At 61.6% G+C, this 19,577-nt stretch carries 18 protein-coding genes; 16 read left to right on the top strand and 2 right to left on the bottom strand.

The features are described from left to right. Window positions 1-127 precede the first annotated feature (127 nt). Genes hmgA through JV241A_RS20720 form a run of 4 tightly spaced genes read left to right on the top strand, consistent with a single transcriptional unit; the run spans window position 128 to window position 4,807 of the window. A complete protein-coding gene (gene hmgA / locus JV241A_RS20735) occupies window positions 128-1,429 on the top strand; it encodes a homogentisate 1,2-dioxygenase (RefSeq protein WP_115088682.1) in 1,302 nt (433 codons plus the stop codon). Window positions 1,430-1,432: 3 nt separating this feature from the next. Continuing rightward, window positions 1,433-2,725, top strand: a complete 1,293-nt coding sequence (gene fahA, locus JV241A_RS20730) for a fumarylacetoacetase (protein WP_115088681.1) — start codon at window positions 1,433-1,435, stop codon at window positions 2,723-2,725. Between the two features lie 12 nt (window positions 2,726-2,737). Further along, a complete protein-coding gene (gene maiA, locus JV241A_RS20725; protein WP_134064252.1) occupies window positions 2,738-3,364 on the top strand; it encodes a maleylacetoacetate isomerase in 627 nt (208 codons plus the stop codon). Between the two features lie 48 nt (window positions 3,365-3,412). Further along, a complete protein-coding gene (locus tag JV241A_RS20720; RefSeq protein WP_134064250.1) occupies window positions 3,413-4,807 on the top strand; it encodes an aromatic acid/H+ symport family MFS transporter in 1,395 nt (464 codons plus the stop codon). On the opposite strand, the gene JV241A_RS20715 is transcribed toward JV241A_RS20720, so the two are convergent. Beyond that, window positions 4,728-5,534 carry a tetratricopeptide repeat protein gene (locus JV241A_RS20715; RefSeq protein ID WP_115088678.1) on the bottom strand — a complete coding sequence of 269 codons (807 nt, stop codon included), beginning with the start codon at window positions 5,532-5,534 and terminating at the stop codon, window positions 4,728-4,730. The genes JV241A_RS20720 and JV241A_RS20715 overlap by 80 nt on opposite strands. Window positions 5,535-5,659: 125 nt before the next feature. On the opposite strand from JV241A_RS20715, the gene JV241A_RS20710 reads away from it, so the two are divergent. After that, the gene (locus JV241A_RS20710; protein WP_115088677.1) at window positions 5,660-6,679 is read left to right on the top strand and encodes a Glu/Leu/Phe/Val dehydrogenase dimerization domain-containing protein; all 1,020 of its coding nucleotides are present in this window, start codon (window positions 5,660-5,662) and stop codon (window positions 6,677-6,679) included. 7 nt (window positions 6,680-6,686) lie between these two features. Here the strand turns inward: JV241A_RS20710 and JV241A_RS20705 are convergent, their stop codons facing one another. Then, entirely contained in the window at window positions 6,687-6,950 is a 264-nt protein-coding gene (locus tag JV241A_RS20705) for a YebG family protein (protein WP_115088676.1), read from the bottom strand. A 226-nt stretch (window positions 6,951-7,176) separates the two neighbouring features. Here JV241A_RS20705 and JV241A_RS20700 point away from each other — a divergent pair, with 226 nt between their 5' ends. The 11 genes from JV241A_RS20700 to alaC all read left to right on the top strand — a co-directional run bounded on the left by JV241A_RS20700 (window position 7,177) and on the right by alaC (window position 19,361). Further along, window positions 7,177-7,683 (top strand): disulfide bond formation protein B, encoded by a 507-nt coding sequence (locus JV241A_RS20700; protein ID WP_115088675.1) that lies wholly within the window; start codon window positions 7,177-7,179, stop codon window positions 7,681-7,683. A 564-nt stretch (window positions 7,684-8,247) separates the two neighbouring features. Next, a complete protein-coding gene (gene cyoA / locus JV241A_RS20695) occupies window positions 8,248-9,192 on the top strand; it encodes a ubiquinol oxidase subunit II (RefSeq protein ID WP_115088674.1) in 945 nt (314 codons plus the stop codon). 3 nt (window positions 9,193-9,195) lie between these two features. Beyond that, entirely contained in the window at window positions 9,196-11,214 is a 2,019-nt protein-coding gene (cyoB, locus tag JV241A_RS20690; protein ID WP_115088673.1) for a cytochrome o ubiquinol oxidase subunit I, read from the top strand. 3 nt (window positions 11,215-11,217) lie between these two features. After that, window positions 11,218-11,847: a cytochrome o ubiquinol oxidase subunit III gene (locus JV241A_RS20685; protein ID WP_045188204.1), complete on the top strand. Its 630-nt coding sequence runs from the start codon at window positions 11,218-11,220 to the stop codon at window positions 11,845-11,847. Continuing rightward, on the top strand, window positions 11,848-12,180 hold the full coding sequence (gene cyoD, locus JV241A_RS20680) for a cytochrome o ubiquinol oxidase subunit IV (RefSeq protein ID WP_045188206.1): 333 nt from the start codon (window positions 11,848-11,850) through the stop codon (window positions 12,178-12,180). An 11-nt stretch (window positions 12,181-12,191) separates the two neighbouring features. Beyond that, the gene (gene cyoE, locus JV241A_RS20675) at window positions 12,192-13,079 is read left to right on the top strand and encodes a heme o synthase (RefSeq protein WP_134064248.1); all 888 of its coding nucleotides are present in this window, start codon (window positions 12,192-12,194) and stop codon (window positions 13,077-13,079) included. A 216-nt stretch (window positions 13,080-13,295) separates the two neighbouring features. After that, complete coding sequence (locus JV241A_RS20670) at window positions 13,296-14,291, top strand: isocyanide synthase family protein (protein WP_115088671.1); 996 nt, start codon at window positions 13,296-13,298, stop codon at window positions 14,289-14,291. Further along, window positions 14,291-14,995 carry an HAD-IA family hydrolase gene (locus JV241A_RS20665; RefSeq protein WP_325175827.1) on the top strand — a complete coding sequence of 235 codons (705 nt, stop codon included), beginning with the start codon at window positions 14,291-14,293 and terminating at the stop codon, window positions 14,993-14,995. Before JV241A_RS20670 ends, JV241A_RS20665 begins: the two co-directional genes overlap by 1 nt. Before the next feature lie 27 nt (window positions 14,996-15,022). Continuing rightward, a complete protein-coding gene (locus JV241A_RS20660; protein ID WP_134064247.1) occupies window positions 15,023-16,783 on the top strand; it encodes an L-tyrosine/L-tryptophan isonitrile synthase family protein in 1,761 nt (586 codons plus the stop codon). Between the two features lie 113 nt (window positions 16,784-16,896). Next, window positions 16,897-18,027 (top strand): hypothetical protein, encoded by a 1,131-nt coding sequence (locus JV241A_RS20655; RefSeq protein WP_134064245.1) that lies wholly within the window; start codon window positions 16,897-16,899, stop codon window positions 18,025-18,027. Window positions 18,028-18,140: 113 nt separating this feature from the next. Then, window positions 18,141-19,361, top strand: coding sequence for an alanine transaminase (gene alaC / locus JV241A_RS20650; protein ID WP_134064243.1), 1,221 nt, complete (start codon window positions 18,141-18,143; stop codon window positions 19,359-19,361). Window positions 19,362-19,577 lie beyond the last annotated feature (216 nt).

Genomic DNA, 19,577 nt, shown 5'->3' with positions numbered 1-19,577 from the left:
GTCTTCACCAATCAAATTACGTTATGCGTAATGTAATTACGATAAAAATAACGCAGAAGCGCTGCCACCCCCTTCAAGGCCCGCAGCCAACTGCCATTGACCGGCCTGCACTGGGCCCGGAGGCTCGATGAACCTCGATAACACCCCTGTCCTCGGCTACCAGAGCGGTTTCGGTAACGAATTCGCCAGCGAAGCCTTGCCTGGCGCCCTGCCGGTCGGGCAGAACTCGCCGCAAAAAGCCCCGTACGGCCTGTATGCCGAACTGTTTTCCGGCACCGCCTTCACCATGGCCCGCAGCGAGTTGCGCCGCACCTGGTTGTACCGCATTCGCCCTTCGGCCCTGCACCCGCGCTTCGAGCGCCTGGAGCGCCAGCTGGCCGGTGGCCCGCTGGGCCCGGTGACGCCCAATCGCCTGCGCTGGAGCCCACAGCCGATCCCAAGCGAAGCGACCGACTTCATTGACGGCTGGGTGGCCATGGCGGCCAACTCGGCGGGTGAAAAACCGGCGGGTATCAGCATCTATACCTATTGCGCCAATCGCTCCATGGAGCGGGTGTTCTTCAACGCCGATGGCGAACTGCTGCTGGTGCCCGAGCAGGGTCGCCTGCGCATCGTCACCGAATTGGGCGTGCTGGAAGTCGAGCCGCTGGAAATCGCCGTGCTGCCCCGTGGCCTGAAGTTTCGTGTCGAACTGCTCGATGCCCAGGCCCGCGGCTATCTGGCCGAGAACCACGGTGCGCCGCTGCGCATCCCGGACCTGGGGCCGATCGGCAGCAACGGCCTGGCCAACCCGCGCGACTTCCTCGCGCCGGTGGCCCATTACGAAGAAATCGATGGCCCGGTGCAGTTGGTGCAGAAATTCCTCGGTGAACTGTGGGGCTGCCAGCTCAACCATTCGCCACTGGACGTGGTCGCCTGGCACGGCAACAACGTGCCGTACAAATATGACCTGCGCCGCTTCAACACCATCGGCACGGTCAGCTTCGACCACCCGGACCCATCGATCTTCACCGTGCTGACCTCGCCGACCAGCGTGCCGGGCATGGCCAACCTCGACTTCGTGATTTTCCCGCCGCGCTGGATGGTGGCCGAGAACACCTTCCGTCCGCCGTGGTTCCACCGCAACCTGATGAACGAGTTCATGGGCCTGATCAAGGGCGAGTACGACGCCAAGGCCGAAGGCTTCCTGCCCGGCGGCGCCTCGCTGCACAGCTGCATGAGCGCCCATGGCCCGGATGCCGAGACCTGCAGCAAGGCCATTGCCGTCGAGCTGGCACCGAACAAGATCGACAACACCATGGCCTTCATGTTCGAGACCAGCCAGGTGCTGCGCCCGAGCCGTCATGCGCTCGAATGCCCGCAATTGCAGGCCGACTACGATAGTTGCTGGGCCTCGTTGCCGAGCACCTTTACCCCGAATCGGAGATAACCCATGAATCAGTCCGCCCTTGCCCGCAGTTGGGTAGAACACGCCAACAGCCACGGCGACTTCCCGCTGCAGAACCTGCCCCTGGGTATCTTCAGCCGCAAGGACCAGGCGCCGCGCTGTGGCGTGGCCATCGGTGATGCCATTCTCGACCTTGAAGCCGTGCTGGCTGCCGGCCTGTTCGACGGCCAGGCCCGCGCTGCGGTCGAAGCCACCCGTGGTGGTGCGCTGAACGCTTTCTTCGCCCTCGGCCGTACCGCCCGTGTAGCCCTGCGCGAACGCCTGCTGGAGCTGCTCGGCGAGCACAGCGAACACCAGGCCGCACTCAAGCCGCTGCTGTATCCGGCCAGCGAGTGCCAGCTGCACCTGCCAGCACGCATTGGCGACTACACCGACTTCTATGTCGGCATCGAACACGCCAAGAATGTCGGTAAGCTGTTCCGCCCCGACAACCCGCTGCTGCCCAACTATAAATACGTGCCGATCGGCTACCACGGCCGTGCCTCGACCATTCGTCCGTCCGGTACCGATGTGCGCCGGCCAAAAGGCCAGACCCTGCCCGCCGGCCAGAACGAACCGAGCTTCGGCCCGTGCGCGCGCCTGGATTACGAACTGGAGCTGGGCATCTGGATCGGCCAGGGCAACGACATGGGCGATTCGATTCCGGTGGCCGAAGCGGCTGAGCACATTGCCGGCTTCTGCCTGCTCAACGACTGGTCGGCGCGCGATATCCAGGCCTGGGAGTACCAGCCGCTTGGCCCGTTCCTGTCCAAGAGCTTCATTTCGACCATCTCCCCATGGGTGGTTACCGCCGAAGCCCTGGAACCGTTTCGCTGTGCCCAGCCGGCGCGTCCGGAAGGCGACCCGCAGCCGCTGTCGTACCTGCTCGACAAGCGCGACCAGGCCAACGGCGCCTTCGATATTGAGCTGGAAGTGCTGCTGCTGACCGAGCGCATGCGCGAGCAGAACCTGCCCGCGCATCGCCTGACCCTGAGCAACACCCTGAGCATGTACTGGACCGTGGCGCAGATGGTTGCCCACCACAGCGTCAACGGTTGCCAGCTGCAGTCGGGCGACCTGTTCGGCTCCGGCACCTTGTCTGGTGCCCAGCCTGGCCAGTTCGGCAGCCTGCTGGAAATCACCCAGGGTGGCAAGGAGCCGGTCGAACTGGCGTCTGGCGAGGTGCGCAAGTTCCTCGAAGACGGCGACGAGATCATCCTGCGTGCGCGTTGCAAGCGCGATGGCGTGGCCTCGATCGGCTTCGGCGAATGCCGCGGCAAGATCCTTCCGGCACGCTGAGAGGGCAGGGCCATGGAACTCTTTACCTACTACCGCTCGACCTCCTCCTACCGGGTGCGGATTGCCCTGGCGCTCAAGCAGCTGGAGGTCCGGCAGTTGCCGGTCAACCTGCTCAAGGGCGAACAGCGCGAAGAACACTTCATGGCCCTCAACCCGCAAGGGCGGGTGCCGGCGCTGAAGATCGACTCGGGTGAAGTGCTGGTGCAGTCGCCGGCGATCATCGAATACCTGGAAGAGGTTTATCCACAGCCAGCGCTGCTGCCACAGGACCCGGTTCGCCGGGCCCAGGCCCGTGGCGTCGCGGCACTGATCGGGTGCGATATCCATCCGCTGCACAACGTCAGCGTGCTCAATCAGCTGCGTGGGCTGGGCCATGACGACGTCCAGGTCAACCAGTGGATCGCCCACTGGATCAGCCAGGGCCTGGCCGCTGTCGAGCAGTTGATCGGTGATGAAGGCTTCTGCTTTGGCGACGAGCCGGGGCTGGCCGATGTCTACCTGATCCCGCAACTGTATGCAGCCGAGCGTTTCAATATCGACTTGAGTGGCTTCCCGCGCATTCGCCGGGTCGCTGCCCTGGCCGAGGCGCATTCGGCGTTTGTCCAGGCTCACCCGTCGAGGCAGCCCGACACCCCATAAACCACGCTGCCCGCACCTGATACCCATAACAATAAAAGGTACCTTGCGATGCACAATCAGATTGCCAGCTTTCGCACGGCGCTGGATGCCCGGCCCGTGTCGCGTTATCAGTGGTTGTTGCTGTTGTTACTCGTGTTGTTGCTGGTTACCGATGGTTATGATGCTCAGGTGCTGGGCTATGTGATTCCTTCCCTGGCCCAGGACTGGGGCCTGGAAAAGGCCGCGTTCGGGCCGGTGTTCAGCGCCAACCTGCTGGGCTTGACCCTGGGATCGCTGGCGGTGACACCGCTGGCGGATCGCTTCGGCGTGCGCCGGGTGTTGTTGTGCTGTGTGCTTTTGTACTCCAGCCTGACCGTGCTGATGGTCTTTGCCAACTCTCTCAACAGCCTGATGCTGGCGCGTTTTGTCTGCGGTATCGGCATGGGTGGAGCGATGCCCAGTGCCATGGCGCTGATGTCCGAGTATGCACCGCCGCGCTTGCGCACCCTGATGGTCACTCTGGCCGCTTGCGGCTTCTCATTAGGGGGCGCTGCCGGTGGTTTCGTCGCTGCCGGGTTCATCGACAGTTTCGGCTGGCAGGCGGTGTTCCTTGCTGGCGGTATTGCGCCGCTGCTGCTGTTTCCGTTCCTGGCCCTGTACCTGCCCGAATCCTTGCCACGCCTGCTGCGTGACGCGCCGCCCTATGCGCGCCTGCTCAAGCTCACGACGAAGATGCTCCCGGGCTGGCAGCCGCCTGCGGCCAGTGTGCAGGCCATGGAAGAAAACCAGAACAAGTTCACCGTGGTGGCGCTGTTTCGTGACGGCTATGCCAGGCCGACCCTGCTGATCTGGTCGACGTTCTTCGTCAGCCTGATCCTTTTGTACTTCATGATCAGCTGGCTGCCCTCGCTGTTGCTGGAAAGCGGCCTGGCCCTGAATCAGGCCAACCTGGTGACCTCGATGTTCCTGTTTGCCGGCACCCTCGGCGCGGTATTCATGGCCTGGTTCGCCGACCGTCTCAAGCGCAAGGTGCGCCTGCTCAGCGCCGTGCTGCTGGCGGCGGCGGTGTTTACCGTACTGGTCGGCCTGAACCACGATAACCCGCGCTGGCTGGTGGTCTGTGTGTTTGCCGCTGGCTTCTGCATCATCGGCGGGCAACTGACCCTCAATGCTTTTACCAGTAACTTCTACCCGGCCCAGGTGCGGGCGACCGGTACGGGATGGGCATTGGGAGTGGGGCGCTTTGGTTCGATACTGGGGCCGCTGTTCGGCAGCCTGCTGCTGGCCATGCATTTACCGGTCGAGCAGATATTCTTCTTCTGCGCGATTCCTGCGGTGCTGGCGGCATTGTTGATCATTCAGGTGCGCAGCCCGGCCGAGGCTGTCAGTGCACCGATGACGACGCAGGAGGCAGGTGGCTCAGGCGTTCAGTCAGGCGCAAGCGCTGGATTGGATCGTCACTGAGCAGCAGGGCGTGCTCCAGGTCGAAGCGTTCGGCCTGTGGGCACTCCAGGTGCTGATACAGTGTTGCCCGTGCCATGTAGTCGGCGGCGGTGCCCGGGCCAAGCTGCAACACCCGTTCGGCGTCCTTCAGGGCCTCCAGGTGATCGTCGTGGCTGGCGTGCAGCTGGCGCAGGTTGCGCGACAGGCGCTGGAGCATCTGCAGCGGGCTGGCGGTCAGCAGGTGGTCGGCACTCAGGGCCAGTTGCGGGCCGAACTGGCGGCCCAGCAGTTCGCGGCAGTCGGCCGGATACAGGCGGCGCCCGCCGCAGGGGTCGAGCAGGTGATCGGCACCCGGTACGCGCAACAGGAAATGCCCGGGGAAGTTCACGCCTTCAAGGGGGATCGACAAGCCGCGAGCCAGTTCCAGGGTCAGCAGGGCCAGGGCCAGAGGCTGGCCGCGACGACGCTGTATGACCTTGTCGAGCAGCGCCGCCTGGGGGCGCAGGGGGTGGTACTCGTCCTGCTGGAAGCCCAGGGTGTTGAGGTGGCGCAGCAACGGCTGGGCCAGTTCGCTGAGCGGCAGCATCGGCAGGCCGGCGCTGACCTCCTGCTGCAAGGCCTGAACCTCGGCCAATACCTGTGCCGGCACCACGCTGTCGTCGTGCTCGGCGGCGATCCATAGTGCCGCTTCCAGCAAGGCGACCGGGTCACGTTCAAGGCAAGCCAGGCAGGCGCTACGTGGGTTCATGACAATCTCCGCTCAAGCTTCTGTTGTAGCGCTGGTGCGGGTTTTAGTCCAGTGGTCCGAGTGTTGTCATCAGTCGGTAAAGCGCGACCTATACTGGGATCAGCACCTCATCGAGGAGCCCGTTGATGTTTGCTCTCATGCAAAGCACCCGCACGCAGTCGCTGCACCTGTGCATCGACCCGCCGACCGGCCTGAAAGCGGTAGTCGCCATTCATAGCGAACACCTGGGGCCGGCCATGGGAGGCTGTCGCTACCTGGCCTACCCGGACGACGACAGCGCCATGATCGACGCCATCCGCCTGGCCCAGGGCATGAGCTACAAGGCCGCCCTGGCAGGGCTGCCGTTGGGCGGCGGCAAGGCGGTGATCATTCGCAACCCCCATGTGGAAAACCGCGCGGCCTTGTTCGAGGCGTTCGGGCGCTTTGTCGAAACCTTGCAGGGGCGTTTCATTACTGCCGTGGACAGCGGCACCTCGACCCTGGACATGGATTGCATCGCCCAGACCACCCAGCACGTGACCAGTACCACCGCTGCCGGCGACCCGTCACCCCATGCTGCCATGGGCGTGTTCGCCGGAATTCGCGCCACCTCGATGGCGCGTCTGGGCAGCGATAATCTCGAAGGCTTGCGCATTGCCGTACAGGGGCTGGGCAATGTTGGCTATGCGCTGGCCGAGCAACTGCATGCGGCGGGTGCCGAGCTGCTGGTCAGCGACCATGACCCGGGCAGGGTGCAACTGGCCATCGAGCAGTTCAATGCGCGGCCGGTTGCCAATGAGATGTTGATCAGCACGCCCTGTGACATCTTTGCGCCGTGCGGGGTAGGGCCGGTGCTCAATGGCCAGAGCGTGATGCAGTTGCGCTGTGCAGCGGTGGCGGGCGCGGCCAACAACCAGCTGACCACCTTGCAGGTGGCTGATCAGCTGGAAAGCCGCGGGATTCTGTATGCGCCGGATTACGTGATCAACGCTGGCGGGTTGATCTACGTGGCGCTCAGGCACCGTGGCGAGGACCTGGGCACCATTACCGCACACCTGGCGCGCATCCCTTCGCGGCTGACCGAAGTCTTTGCCCATGCCCAGGCCGAGAAACGCTCGCCGGCGCGGGTGGCGCAGATGCTTGCCGAGCGGCTGATCTACAGCTGAAGGTCGATTATTCGGCGGCGCTGTCCCCGAGCAGCTCGGACAGGGCGTCTGGCTGGCTCTTGAAGGCCTTGGCGAACACGTCACGGTTCTTCGCCATATAGATACCGGCATCCTCGACCTGCTGTTCGCTCAGCGACGGCACGGCTTTTTTCAGGACCTCGGCCAGGAGCTCGGCCAGTTCAAGCATCTTGTCGTGACGGTCTGCTTCGGCTTTATCCATGAACAAGCGCTCCAGGTCGCGGCTGCTGCGGTATACCACTTCGACGGCCATTCATCACCTCACATGCCTTTGGTAATCGATGTATTCGATACTGTTTATTTGTACAGTGTTAATGATAGGGTAATCCACAGGACTAAGATAGTGGCAAATCAGCATTCTGCTGTTCGCCACTCTCCACAGGGGCCTGGCGCGGCACTTTTGCCGCTCTCTATGGTCTGCTACAGCGTGTAGAATTGCGGATCGGCAGTCGAGCCATCCAGTCTACGAAGGAACAGCAATGAACGAGCAAACATCGCGCCTGAATCGGGAACGGCGCTTTTTGGTACTGCTGGGGGTTATCTGTCTGGCCCTCATCGGCGGGGCGCTGTACATGCAGATCGTGCTGGGCGAGGCGCCGTGCCCGCTGTGCATCCTGCAACGCTATGCTTTGCTGCTGATCGCGCTGTTCGCCTTTATCGGTGCCGCCATGCCCGGCAAGCGCAGCCTGACCCTGCTCGAGGGCCTGGTGGTGCTCAGCGCCATCGGTGGTATCGCCGCCGCCGGCAACCATGTGTATATCCTCGCCAATCCGGCGGTCAGTTGCGGCATCGACACCTTGCAACCGATCGTCGACGGTCTGCCGCTGGCTTCGGTGCTGCCGCTGGTGTTCCAGGTCGATGGTTTCTGCTCCACGCCTTACCCGCCGGTCATGGGCCTGTCCCTGGCGCAATGGGCCCTGGTGGCCTTTGTACTGACTGCCGTTCTGGTGCCCCTGGGCATCTACCGCAACCGCCGTCAGGCTTAGACAAAAGTCATGTATTGACGCAAGCCCGTTGTGCAATGAGATTTACCAGGTTTGTCGCACCATACTTGATCCTGATCAAGTTCCAGCCCTTGTAGAGCGGGCGTTTCAGGGGTATTGGACGGGGTGCGACAAACTGTCGCGAAACTGATTTTTCAGGCGTGATTGTTACGTAATTGGTAAAGGACTGTTGCTCAATAAGTCATAGTCAACGATTGGTTACCTATCTACAATCGCCCCCAATTTCCGTTCGGCACCGCTTGCGAGTCGCAGGATTAAAGGAGCCCCAGGCTCTTTTCGCTGACTCTGACGAGCATCGCCTGCGGCGATGCCGGGCTGACCCCCCTCCGTGATTTCCCGCACCAAATGGAATTGGTCTGAAGACAGGCCTGTTGCCTACTGAAGTCAAAATAATAAACACCGCAATATCCGGTTTATGCCGAGCCGCCGCAGCTGGCCTCAAGGCGTGACCGTATTCGATCCCATAAATGCTGACGCTTGGCAGGACGAAGTGTTGGCGACCAAAACACAAATTGCATTGAAGCAAGCTGCTCTAGAGGTCGTGAGATGAGTAAAAAGCGTTACCCCAGACTGTTTGGCATTCTGCCCTTTTTAGGCATGCTTTTACTCAGTGGGTGCAACTGGACCCTGCTCGACCCGAAGGGCCAGGTCGGCATTGAGCAAAAGAACCTTATCCTGATCGCTACCGGCTTGATGTTGCTGGTGGTGATTCCTGTCATTTTCATGACCCTCGCGTTTGCCTGGAAGTATCGCGCTTCCAACAAGGCAGCCACCTACACCCCGGACTGGTCGCACTCGACCAAGATCGAAGTGGCGGTCTGGACCATCCCGGTTCTGATCATCATTGCCCTGGGTTATGTGACCTACAAGACCACCCATGAGCTGGACCCGTATCGTCCGCTGGTTTCCGACGTGAAGCCGGTGCAGATCGACGTGGTCGCCCTGGACTGGAAATGGCTGTTCATCTACCCGGAACAAGGCATTGCCACGGTCAACAAGATCGTCTTCCCGGCCAACACCCCGGTCAACTTCCGCGTGACCTCCGATTCGGTGATGAACTCCTTCTTCATCCCGGGCCTGGGCGGGCAGATCTACGCGATGGCTGGCATGACCACCAAACTGCACCTGATCGCCAACGAGAACGGTGAGTTCGACGGTATCTCCGCGAACTACAGCGGTGCTGGTTTCACCGGTATGAAGTTCAAGGCAACCGCCACCTCCCAGGCTGATTTCGAAGCATGGGTGAACGAAGTCAAGCAATCGCCTAAACAGCTGGATGCGGCTGAATACGCGGCATTGGCCAAAACGAGCGAAAACAATCCAGTCGCGCTGTACAGCGTGGCCTCGCCTGAGCAGTTCCAGTCCATCGTCGACAAGTACGAAGGCATGAACCGCGGTCGGCCGGTCCACGAAAAAGAGCAGAGCAAAGCAGCGGCCGGTACCGAAGGGTTGGACGTGACTATGCATTCGGCTGCTGGGGCAGAGGAGTAAGAGATGTTCGGTAAACTAAGTCTGGATGCGATTCCGTATCACGAGCCGATAGTCATGGTGACCATTGCCATGATTGCGCTCGGCGGTCTCGCGTTGATCGGTGCAATCACCTATTTCAAAAAATGGACCTACCTGTGGTCCGAGTGGCTGACTTCGGTCGACCACAAGAAGATCGGGGTGATGTACATCATCGTCGCGATGATCATGCTGCTGCGCGGCTTTGCCGACGCCATCATGATGCGCACGCAGCTGGCCATGGCCACCGGCGGCTCCGAGGGCTACCTGCCTCCCGAACACTATGACCAGATCTTCACCGCCCACGGTGTGATCATGATCATCTTCATGGCAATGCCATTCTTCACCGGCCTGATGAACCTGGCCCTGCCTCTGCAGATCGGTGCGCGTGACGTTGCCTTCCCGTTCCTGAACTCCCTGAGCTTCTGGCTGCTGGTGTCCGGCGTCGTGCTGGTCAACGTCTCCCTGGGCGTCGGTGAATTCGCCAAGACCGGCTGGGTCGCTTATCCACCGTTGGCGGGTATCCAGTACAGTCCTGGCGTGGGTGTCGACTACTACATCTGGGCGCTACAGCTATCGGGCCTCGGTACGACGCTAACGGGTGTCAACTTCCTCGCCACCGTGCTGAAAATGCGCGCGCCTGGCATGAAGCTGATGGACATGCCGATCTTCACCTGGACCTGCACCTGGGCCAACGTTCTGATCGTCGCTTCGTTCCCGATCCTGACCGCTGCACTGGCTCTGCTGACGCTTGACCGTTACATGGATTTCCACATTTTCACCAACGAACTTGGTGGCAATCCGATGATGTACGTCAACCTGTTCTGGGCCTGGGGTCACCCTGAGGTTTACATCCTGATCCTGCCGGCCTTCGGTGTGTTCTCGGAAGTCACCTCGACCTTCGCCGGCAAACGCCTGTTCGGCCACAAGTCGATGATCTACGCTTCGGGCGCGATCGCGGTACTGGGCTTTGCGGTATGGCTGCACCACTTCTTCACCATGGGTTCGGGCGCCAGCGTCAACACCTTCTTCGGTCTGGCGACCATGCTGATCTCGATTCCGACCGGGGTGAAGCTGTTCAACTGGCTGTTCACGATCTACCAGGGCCGTCTGCGCTTCACCGCGCCGGTGCTGTGGACCCTGGGCTTCATGGTTACCTTCTCGATCGGTGGTATGACCGGCGTACTGCTGGCTGTTCCAGGTGCTGACTTCGTTCTGCACAACAGCCTGTTCGTAATCGCCCACTTCCACAACGTGATCATCGGTGGTGCGGTATTCGGCTACATTGCCGGCTTCGCCTTCTGGTTCCCGAAAGCCTTCGGTTTCACCCTGAACGAGAAGTGGGGCAAAGCTGCCTTCTGGTTCTGGATCTCCGGTTTCTACGTGGCCTTCATGCCACTGTACGCACTGGGCTTCATGGGTATGACCCGTCGTCTGAACCACTCCGACAACCCACTGTGGGAACCCTACCTGTACGTAGCCGTGTTCGGCGCCGTGCTGATCCTGTTCGGTATCGCTTGCCAGCTGATCCAGCTGTACGTCTCGATCCGCGACCGCAAGGACAACATGGACGTGACCGGCGACCCATGGGGCGGCCGTACCCTGGAATGGTCGACTTCGTCGCCACCGCCGTTCTACAACTTCGCCAGCATGCCTGAGAACGTCGATCTGGATGCATGGCACGAAACCAAGCAAGCCGGTAAGGCTTACAAGGTTCCAGCCAAGTACGAAGCGATCCACATGCCGAACAACACCTCCACCGGTGTGTTCATGGGTGCGTTGCTCACCGTATTCGGTTTCGCCTTCATCTGGCACATCTGGTGGTTGGTTGCTGCCAGCCTGGTCGGCACCATCGCTGTCTTCGTTGCTCACGCTGCGCGTGACGACCAGGGCTACATGGTTCCTGCAGAGGAAGTGGCGCGTATCGAAGGCGAGCGCATGAAGGCCCTGGGCCTGGCTACCGGTTCGCCGGATGGCGCACGTGTCAAATCGTTTGAACGGGTTTAATCAATGTCCAGTCATGTAATCAATGCAGACACGCATGCTCATGGTCACGACCATGGGCATGACGATCACCACCACGACTCGGGCCAGATGACCGTCTTCGGTTTCTGGCTGTACCTGATGACCGACTGCATCCTGTTTGCGTCGCTCTTCGCCACCTACGCGGTGCTGTCCGGCAGTTTTGCCGGCGGCCCGTCGGGTCACGACATTTTCCAGCTGGACTTTGTCGCGGTTGAAACCGCACTGCTGTTGTTCTCCAGTATCACCTTCGGCTTCGCCATGTTGCAGATGTTCAAAGGCAACAAGGGCGGCGTGCTGGGCTGGCTGGCTGTCACCTTCCTGTTTGGTGCCGGCTTCATCGCGATGGAAATCTATGAGTTCCATCACCTGATCGCCGAAGGCTTCGGCCCGCAGCGCAGTGGCTTCCTGTCGGCGTTCTTCGCGCTGGTTGGTACCCACGGTCTGCACGTGACCGCAGGTCTGATCTGGATGGCGGTCATGATGTACCAGATCAACAAGCACGGTATCACCGGTACCGCCAAGACCCGCATGAGCTGCCTGAGCCTGTTCTGGCACTTCCTGGACGTGGTCTGGATCTGCGTGTTCACCGTCGTGTATCTGCTGGGGGTTCTGTAAATGGCTAACGCACATAACAGCCACGCCGAGGGCAACCACGGTAGCGTCAAGTCGTATGTGATCGGCTTCATCCTGTCGGTGATCCTGACTGCGATTCCGTTCGGCCTGGTGATGTTCCCGAGCATGCCGAAAGACATCACGATCATGGTCGTGGTGGCCCTGGCGGTCATTCAGGTGGTGGTACACCTGGTGTACTTCCTGCACATGGACCGTTCTGCCGAGCAGCGCTCCAACGTGTCGACCTTCCTGTTTACAGCGATGGTCATTGCACTGTTGGTCGGCCTGTCGCTGTGGATCATGTTCAGCATCCACACCAGCATGATGGCGAAGTGAGGTAAGACGACATGTCCGTTAAGCACTTTATCCAAATCACCAAACCGGGGATCATTTTCGGTAACGTGCTTTCTGTGGCAGGCGGTTTCTTCCTTGCCGCGCAAGGGCATGTCGACTTCATGCTGTTCCTGGCCACGGTGATTGGCACTTCGTTGGTGGTGGCGTCCGGTTGCGTGTTCAACAACTGCATCGACCGTGACATCGACATCAAGATGGAGCGCACCAAGAACCGTGCGATGGTCCAGGGCCAGATCTCGCTGAAAGTCGCGCTGGCCTACGCCACCCTGCTCGGGGTGGCCGGCCTTGGCCTGCTGTATGTGCAGGCCAATGCCCTGGCGGCGTTGTTCGGCCTGATCGGCTTTGTCATCTATGTCGGTTTCTACAGCCTGTACCTCAAGCGCAAATCGGTGCACGGCACCCTGGTGGGCAGCCTGTCCGGTGCCATGCCTCCGGTGATCGGCTACTGCGCGGTGAGCAACAGCTTCGACCTGGCTGCACTGACCCTGCTGGTGATGTTCAGCCTGTGGCAAATGCCGCACTCCTACGCCATTGCGATCTTCCGCTTCAACGACTACCTGGCCGCATCGATTCCTGTGCTGCCGGTCAAGCGCGGGATCCTGGTGGCCAAGAAGCACATCCTCTGGTACATCGTGGCGTTCCTGGTAGCGACCCTGATGCTGACCCTGGGTGGCTACGCGGGCATGAGCTACATGGCGGTGGCCGCGGCCATGGGCATGTACTGGCTGTACATGGCCTGGACCGGCTACAAGGCGGTGGACGATCGTCTGTGGGCACGCAAGCTGTTCGTGTTCTCGATCTTCACCATCACTGCCCTGAGCGTGATGATGTCGCTGGACACCAAGGTGCCGGCCGAGCTGCTGCTGACTTACGCGCACTGATTCATCAGCGTGTAATGAAAACGCCCCAGGCTTCACAGCCTGGGGCGTTTTTTTTTGTCTCTGCGGTCTTATCGCGGGGCAAGCCCGCTCCCACAACGACCGAAACTGCTGTTGACAAATACCCGGCGTTTGCCGGATTTTATCGCGGCGCAGATCAGGAGTATCTGCGCATGGCCAGAGGATACTGGCCGTGATCCACCACACAAGGGATTGTCGATGATCGAGCCAAACGCCGTTACCCAACGGGCGTGCCTCGCGCTGCTGCGCGAACGCCATACTTCCCCGCATCTCGAGACTGCCTTGCAGGTGCTCGACTGCCTGTTCCGCCGTCGCAGCCTGGCGCCCGGGCAGGATGATGAGCTGTCGGCCGAAGTGCTCGAACCGCATCTGGATAAAGTCCTCAAGGCAATCGAAGCCGGCCTGCGCATCGAGATGGTCCTGCCCGCCTTCCCGGGAAAGTCGCCGAACCGGCAAAAAACCCTCAGCCACCTGCCAGACCTTGCCGAGCGCCACGCCATCGACGAGCTGCAGCACCTGTGCGCTGAAATTCAGGCCCTGTACGCGCCGGGCGCCTTGATTCACATCTGTTCCGACGGCTACGTGTTTTCCGACCTGGTGCGCGTGCCCGACGAACACGTGAAGGCCTACACCGACGAGATCCAGCGCTACGCCGAACAGCACTACCCGCGAAGCTTCGCCCTGTTCGATCTCAAGGATGCCTACCCGCAGTTGGGTTGCCTGGACTCGATGCGCGAAGAGCTGATGATCGAATTCGGTCAATCGCTGATCGCGCTGGGCCAGCGTTTCCAGGACGAGCCGCACATGATGCTGATGTACTGCGGCATCCATCGCTTTTTGTCCGAGGACTATTCGGGTCTTGCCGAATTCGCCGACATGAGCCTCAACGCCGTGAAGAAGATCGCCAAGCCGGCATCCCAGCGGGTAATCCAGCGCAGCGAAGCCTGGAGCGCACTGCTGCAGGCGCGTTATCCACAGTGCCTGCGCCTGTCGATCCACCCGCAACTGGCGGTGTCGGCGAAAATCGGCATCCGCCTGGTGCCCACCAGCGACCTGTGGCGCACGCCCTGGCACTCGGTGGCGATCAAGCGCCGCGGGGTGGTGATGCTCGACAAGCGCAGCAACATCGACGAGCGCTACAGCCGCCTGGTGTTCCGCCAAGGCCGTCCTTGCCACTACGCCAGTGCGCAATGATGCCTGGACCGCTAGCGGCTGAAGCCGTGATCTTCGACCTCGACGGCACCCTGGTCGATACCTTGCCCGACATCGTCTGGTGCCTGAACCGGGTGCTGCAGGAGCAGGGCTACCCACCCTTGCCGCTGGAGACCATCAGTGCCTATGTGGGGGGCGGCACCGGGGCGATGCTCGAGCGGGTTGCCGCACGCCTGGGCATTAGCGACGACAAGACGCTGCATGAGCGCTACATCGGCTGTTACCAGCAGCACCTGGTGCAGTTCTCCCGGCCGTTCGACGGTGTACTGGAGATGCTCGAGGGTTGCCGCCAATTACAACTGCCGATGGCCATCGTCACCAACAAGGCCCATGACATGGCACTGCAGGTGGCCGGGCAGCTGTTCCCCCCGGGCACCTTCGAAATTGTTCTTGGCCAGCGGCGCGGCCATCCGCTCAAGCCGCAACCCGACGCAGCCCTGGAGGCTGCCCGCTACCTGGCAATCGAACCGTGCCGATGCCTGTTCGTCGGCGATACCGTCATCGACCTGATGACCGCCCGGGCCGCCGGCATGCACGCGGCTGCGGTGACCTGGGGCTATGGTCGGGTCTATGCGCTACAGGCGCAGGCGGCGGATCTCTACTGCGAACAGCCGGCAGAGCTGCTGCATGCCCTGCACGGGGCGCTCACTTCTTGCATGGCTGGCACCCTCGCCAGCCAGCGCTGAAACACCACCTCTCAAGGAAGAAAGGTCATGCAACACAAAGACACCTGGATCAAGGCGGTCAGCGACGTGCTGGCAGGTTATCTGCTCAAGGACGGCGATGATCGCTTCGAAACGGCGGGCCGGGCCAACCTGGCCATCAGCCTTGCCTGCTTCTACGATCAACAGGCGCCGGTACGCCTGGTGCTGCCGGGCTTCCCGTGCAAATCGCCGAACGCGCGTGACCAGACGTTCGGTGTGCTGCCGGACTACGGCGAGGCGATGGCCATCGAGCGCCTGGACCAGCTGGGCCAGGAGATTGCGGCGCTGCACGCGCCAGGTTGCGTGGTGTCGATCCTGAGTGACGGCACGACGTTCAACGACATCGTCGGCGTACCCGACGAAGTACGCAGGACCTACAACCAGGCACTGCGCGAGTTGTGCACCACCCACACCATCAACTGGGTAAGCATGGAAGACCTGTTCCCCCAGGCCAGCAGCGCCGATGCCGTGCGCGCGACCCTGATCAAGCAGGCCCGCCTGCCGTGGAAGAGCGTCGAGGCGCTGATCGAACAAAGCCGCCATGACGAGACGCTCAGTCACGCCCACGACAAGCTGTGCAGCCACCTCTACAACGACCTGCGCCTGTGCCGTGAAGCGGGGCAGAGCGAAGACGAGCACCTGCTGCAGATCGGCTACAAGGCCTATCAGATGATGTTCCGCGGGCAGGCGCTGAATGCCGCGGTCAATCGGTTCTTCCCCGAAGACATTCGCTTGTCGGTGCATCAGTACGACAATGCCGGGCCGAAGTTCACCCTGGCCCTGGCCGACGGTCTGTCGCGGGTTTCCAGCCCCTGGCATGCGGTACCGGTGCGTCATCTCGACGGTAGCCAGACCTTGCGTGGCCGTGCCGAGGTGGACATCGACAAGCATGTGCTGGTGCAGTACCAGGGGCGGCCATGGCTTTACCATGAAACCCTGGGTGAATCGCTGCAGGAATTCGAATTCGAACTGCAGAAGCGCCCCCTGTTCGGGCTGCTGGTGCGTGACCCGCTAGGGTTGGGCTTCGAGCGGTTTTCAACGCAACTGCTCGAAGCGCTGGTGGAAACCTTCGGTTTCGTCTGCCTGCGCGGCTGCAGCTTCGATGACCGTGACAGCTTCGCCCGCGACTGTGAGCGCTTCGGCACCATTTACCAGTGGGCGTTCGGCAAGGTGCATGTGGTCAAGCCGGCCGACAAGCCCGAAGGCGTGGTGCACTCGCTGGAAAAGACCCCGCTGCATTGGGACCTGAACATGCTGCCGTCCAGTGACGCCCAGGTGCAACGCGATCCGAAGTTCTGCGCGAGCAAGTTCATGCTCTATTGCAAGACCCCGCCGCAAGCGGGTGAGGGCCAGACCACCATCGTCGACAGTCGCAATGCCCTGCGCAAGGTAGGCAATCAGGTCGCCCGGCAGTGGCAGGCAGTGGACATCACCTATTACACGCGGATGACCTATTTCGGTGGCTCGCCGCGTAGCTACAGCCTGGTGGACCTGCACCCACGTACCGGTGAGCGCATCTTGCGCTACCAGGAGGGCACGGATTCGACGCTGCAGACCTTGAGCCAGGAAGTGCAAGGTTTCGAGGCGCAGGCCCAGCAGGCCCTGCTCGAACAGCTCAATGCCCTGGCCTACGACGAGGATTGCCTGATCGCCCATGAGTGGGCCGAAGGCGATTTGGTGCTGATCGACAACTACCAGACCCTGCATGGCCGCTTGCCGATGTCGCCGGCTTCGGCTTCGCGCGAGCTTTGGCGAGTTCAGGTCTACTGAGGCGCTGGCCCTGGCAGCGGGTTTCGTGCCCGTTGTCAGGGTGTCTTTCCGCCTGCTGGTGGCGCCAGGGCTGCAATAACGTGTGCTGATCCTCAACCCCACAGGATCATGGCATGAGCATTTTGACTGTTTACTTTTGTGGTACCGGTTCCCACCGCTTTGACGACAAGAACCCCAATTTCTGGAATGGCGAGCTGGTTTCGACCCTGGCCTCCAACGACCAGGGCAAGGAGTTCGCCCATTGGGTCGCCATCGACGGCCCTGGCAGTGGCAACCTGCAGGCCGATGAGCTGTTCATCCAGACCAAGGCCTACGGGCTCTCCGGGACCCTGTTCGGCAGGGGCTGGGAAGAGAACGTCAGCCATGCCCTGCATATCATCAAGGGCCAGTTCAGCTGGCAGCGAAAAACCCTCAGCGAGCAGGAATACAAGCAGCTCAAGGCTGCCGGGATTCCCATAGAGGACGTGCAGGTGAGCGGCTCATGGTTGTGGCGCACTTACAGCTATGGCGAGCGCGTCGTCACCCCGCAGCAATTGCAGGAGCAGATCATCAAGATATTCAGGAAGGACGGGGCGCTGCCGACCCAGGTCAACCTGGTCGGTTGGAGTCGCGGTGGGGTGAGCTGTCACATGCTGGCCAATGCCATGCTCAAAGACAACGCCTTGAAGCATATCCCGGTGAACATCTTCGCCGTCGATCCGGTGCCGGGGCTGCTGAACTTCCAGGCGCATCGGGTCCAGCTGGGCGAGAACGTCAAACAATACGTCGGCTTCTATTCCCGTGACGAGCGCTCCAAGGGCTTTGCCTGTGTGATTCCCAAGACGCACGCTGCAACCCGCTGTCATATCTACCCGGTGCCGGGGCGCCACGCCACGCTGGTGGGTAACGCGGCTGCCGACGGCGCCTCCGGTGGCAAGGTTCTGGCCGAGCCTGGGCTGATCGTGCGGCATTTTGCCGAAGTCTGCCTGACCCGCTGGGGAGTGAAGTTGCAAAAAATGCTCAACCTCGGCGAGGGTGACCTGCAGGCCTACCACCAGGTGCTTGCCCGAGACGACAGCAAGTACCAGGCGATGCGCAAGCATTCCTACACCCTGCTGACCGAGGCGGAGCAGGGGGAGCGGGCCGTTTCGCTGGGAAGCCAGGGCACCGGCTTCTCTACGGTGAAGGGTGGCACCCTGCTGCCGCTGGCCGGACTGGCAGCGCCGATAACCTGGCAGGCCTCGTCGTACAAGGAAATCCGCTAGCCCTGATTTTTATACTGGACAGCGCGGTGGCCGAGGCCCTATCTTCAGCTTCGGCCACCGCAGTGGCCAACGTCGCTCGGACGGTTCCGGGCGCTTACGTCTTCGAGGAAGCCATGGCTGACCAAGGTTCGCCGCGCCGCTTTGCGCGCATTGATCGTCTCCCCCCTTACGTGTTCAACATCACCGCCGAGCTCAAGATGGCTGCACGCCGTCGTGGCGAGGACATCATCGACCTGAGCATGGGCAATCCCGACGGCGCCACGCCGCCGCACATTGTCGAGAAGCTGGTGCAGGTCGCCCAGCGTGAAGACACCCACGGCTACTCGACTTCCCGCGGCATCCCACGCCTGCGCCGGGCGATTTCGCGCTGGTACAAAGACCGCTACGAGGTCGAGATCGACCCGGAAAGCGAAGCCATCGTCACCATCGGCTCCAAGGAAGGCCTGGCGCACCTGATGCTCGCCACCCTCGACCATGGCGACACCGTGCTGGTGCCCAACCCCAGCTACCCGATTCACATCTATGGTGCGGTGATTGCCGGTGCCCAGGTGCGTTCGGTGCCGCTGATTCCGGGTGTGGACTTCTTCAACGAACTGGAGCGGGCGATCCGCGAATCCATCCCGAAACCGAAGATGATGATCCTCGGCTTCCCGTCCAACCCGACCGCGCAGTGCGTCGAGCTGGACTTCTTCGAGCGGGTGGTGGCCCTGGCCAAGCAGTACGACGTGCTGGTGATCCACGACCTGGCCTACGCCGACATCGTCTACGACGGCTGGAAGGCACCGTCGATCATGCAGGTGCCCGGCGCCAAGGACATTGCCGTGGAGTTCTTCACCCTGTCCAAGAGCTACAACATGGCCGGCTGGCGGATCGGCTTCATGGTCGGCAACCCCGAGCTGGTCAGCGCCCTGGCCCGCATCAAGAGCTACCACGACTACGGCACCTTCACCCCGCTGCAGGTGGCGGCCATTGCTGCGCTCGAAGGTGACCAGCAGTGCGTGCGCGACATCGCCGAGCAGTACCGCCAGCGCCGCAACGTGCTGGTCAAGGGCCTGCACGAGCTGGGCTGGATGGTCGAGAACCCCAAGGCGTCGATGTACGTCTGGGCGAAGATCCCCGAAGAGTATGCACACCTGGGTTCGCTGGAGTTTGCCAAGAAGCTGCTGGCCGAGGCCAAGGTCTGCGTGTCGCCGGGCATCGGCTTTGGTGACTATGGCGATGACCATGTGCGCTTTGCCCTGATCGAAAACCAGGACCGCATTCGTCAGGCGGTGCGCGGCATCCGTCAGATGTTCAGGGCTGATGGTTTGGGCAGCAAGCCGGCCCAGAAGTAACGGGAGCATCTGCGCTCCATCGTTGGCAAGGCCAGCTCCCACAAGGGCAGTGTGTGGGAGCCGGCCTTGCCGGCGAAAGGGCTGCAAAGCAGCCCCGATAGGGCAAATTCAACGCTGGGCAGGGCGCCATCACCACCGTCCGTCAGCGGCGATTTATTTCTGCATTACCCCCCTTCTCAAACATCCGGCAAAGCATAGAATGGCGGCGGGTTTCTC

Source organism: Pseudomonas sp. JV241A (assembly GCF_900275665.1).
GTDB lineage: Bacteria > Pseudomonadota > Gammaproteobacteria > Pseudomonadales > Pseudomonadaceae > Aquipseudomonas > Aquipseudomonas wadenswilerensis.
Note: the sequence above shows the minus strand (reverse complement) of the source record. Positions and strands in the feature narration are given on the sequence as shown.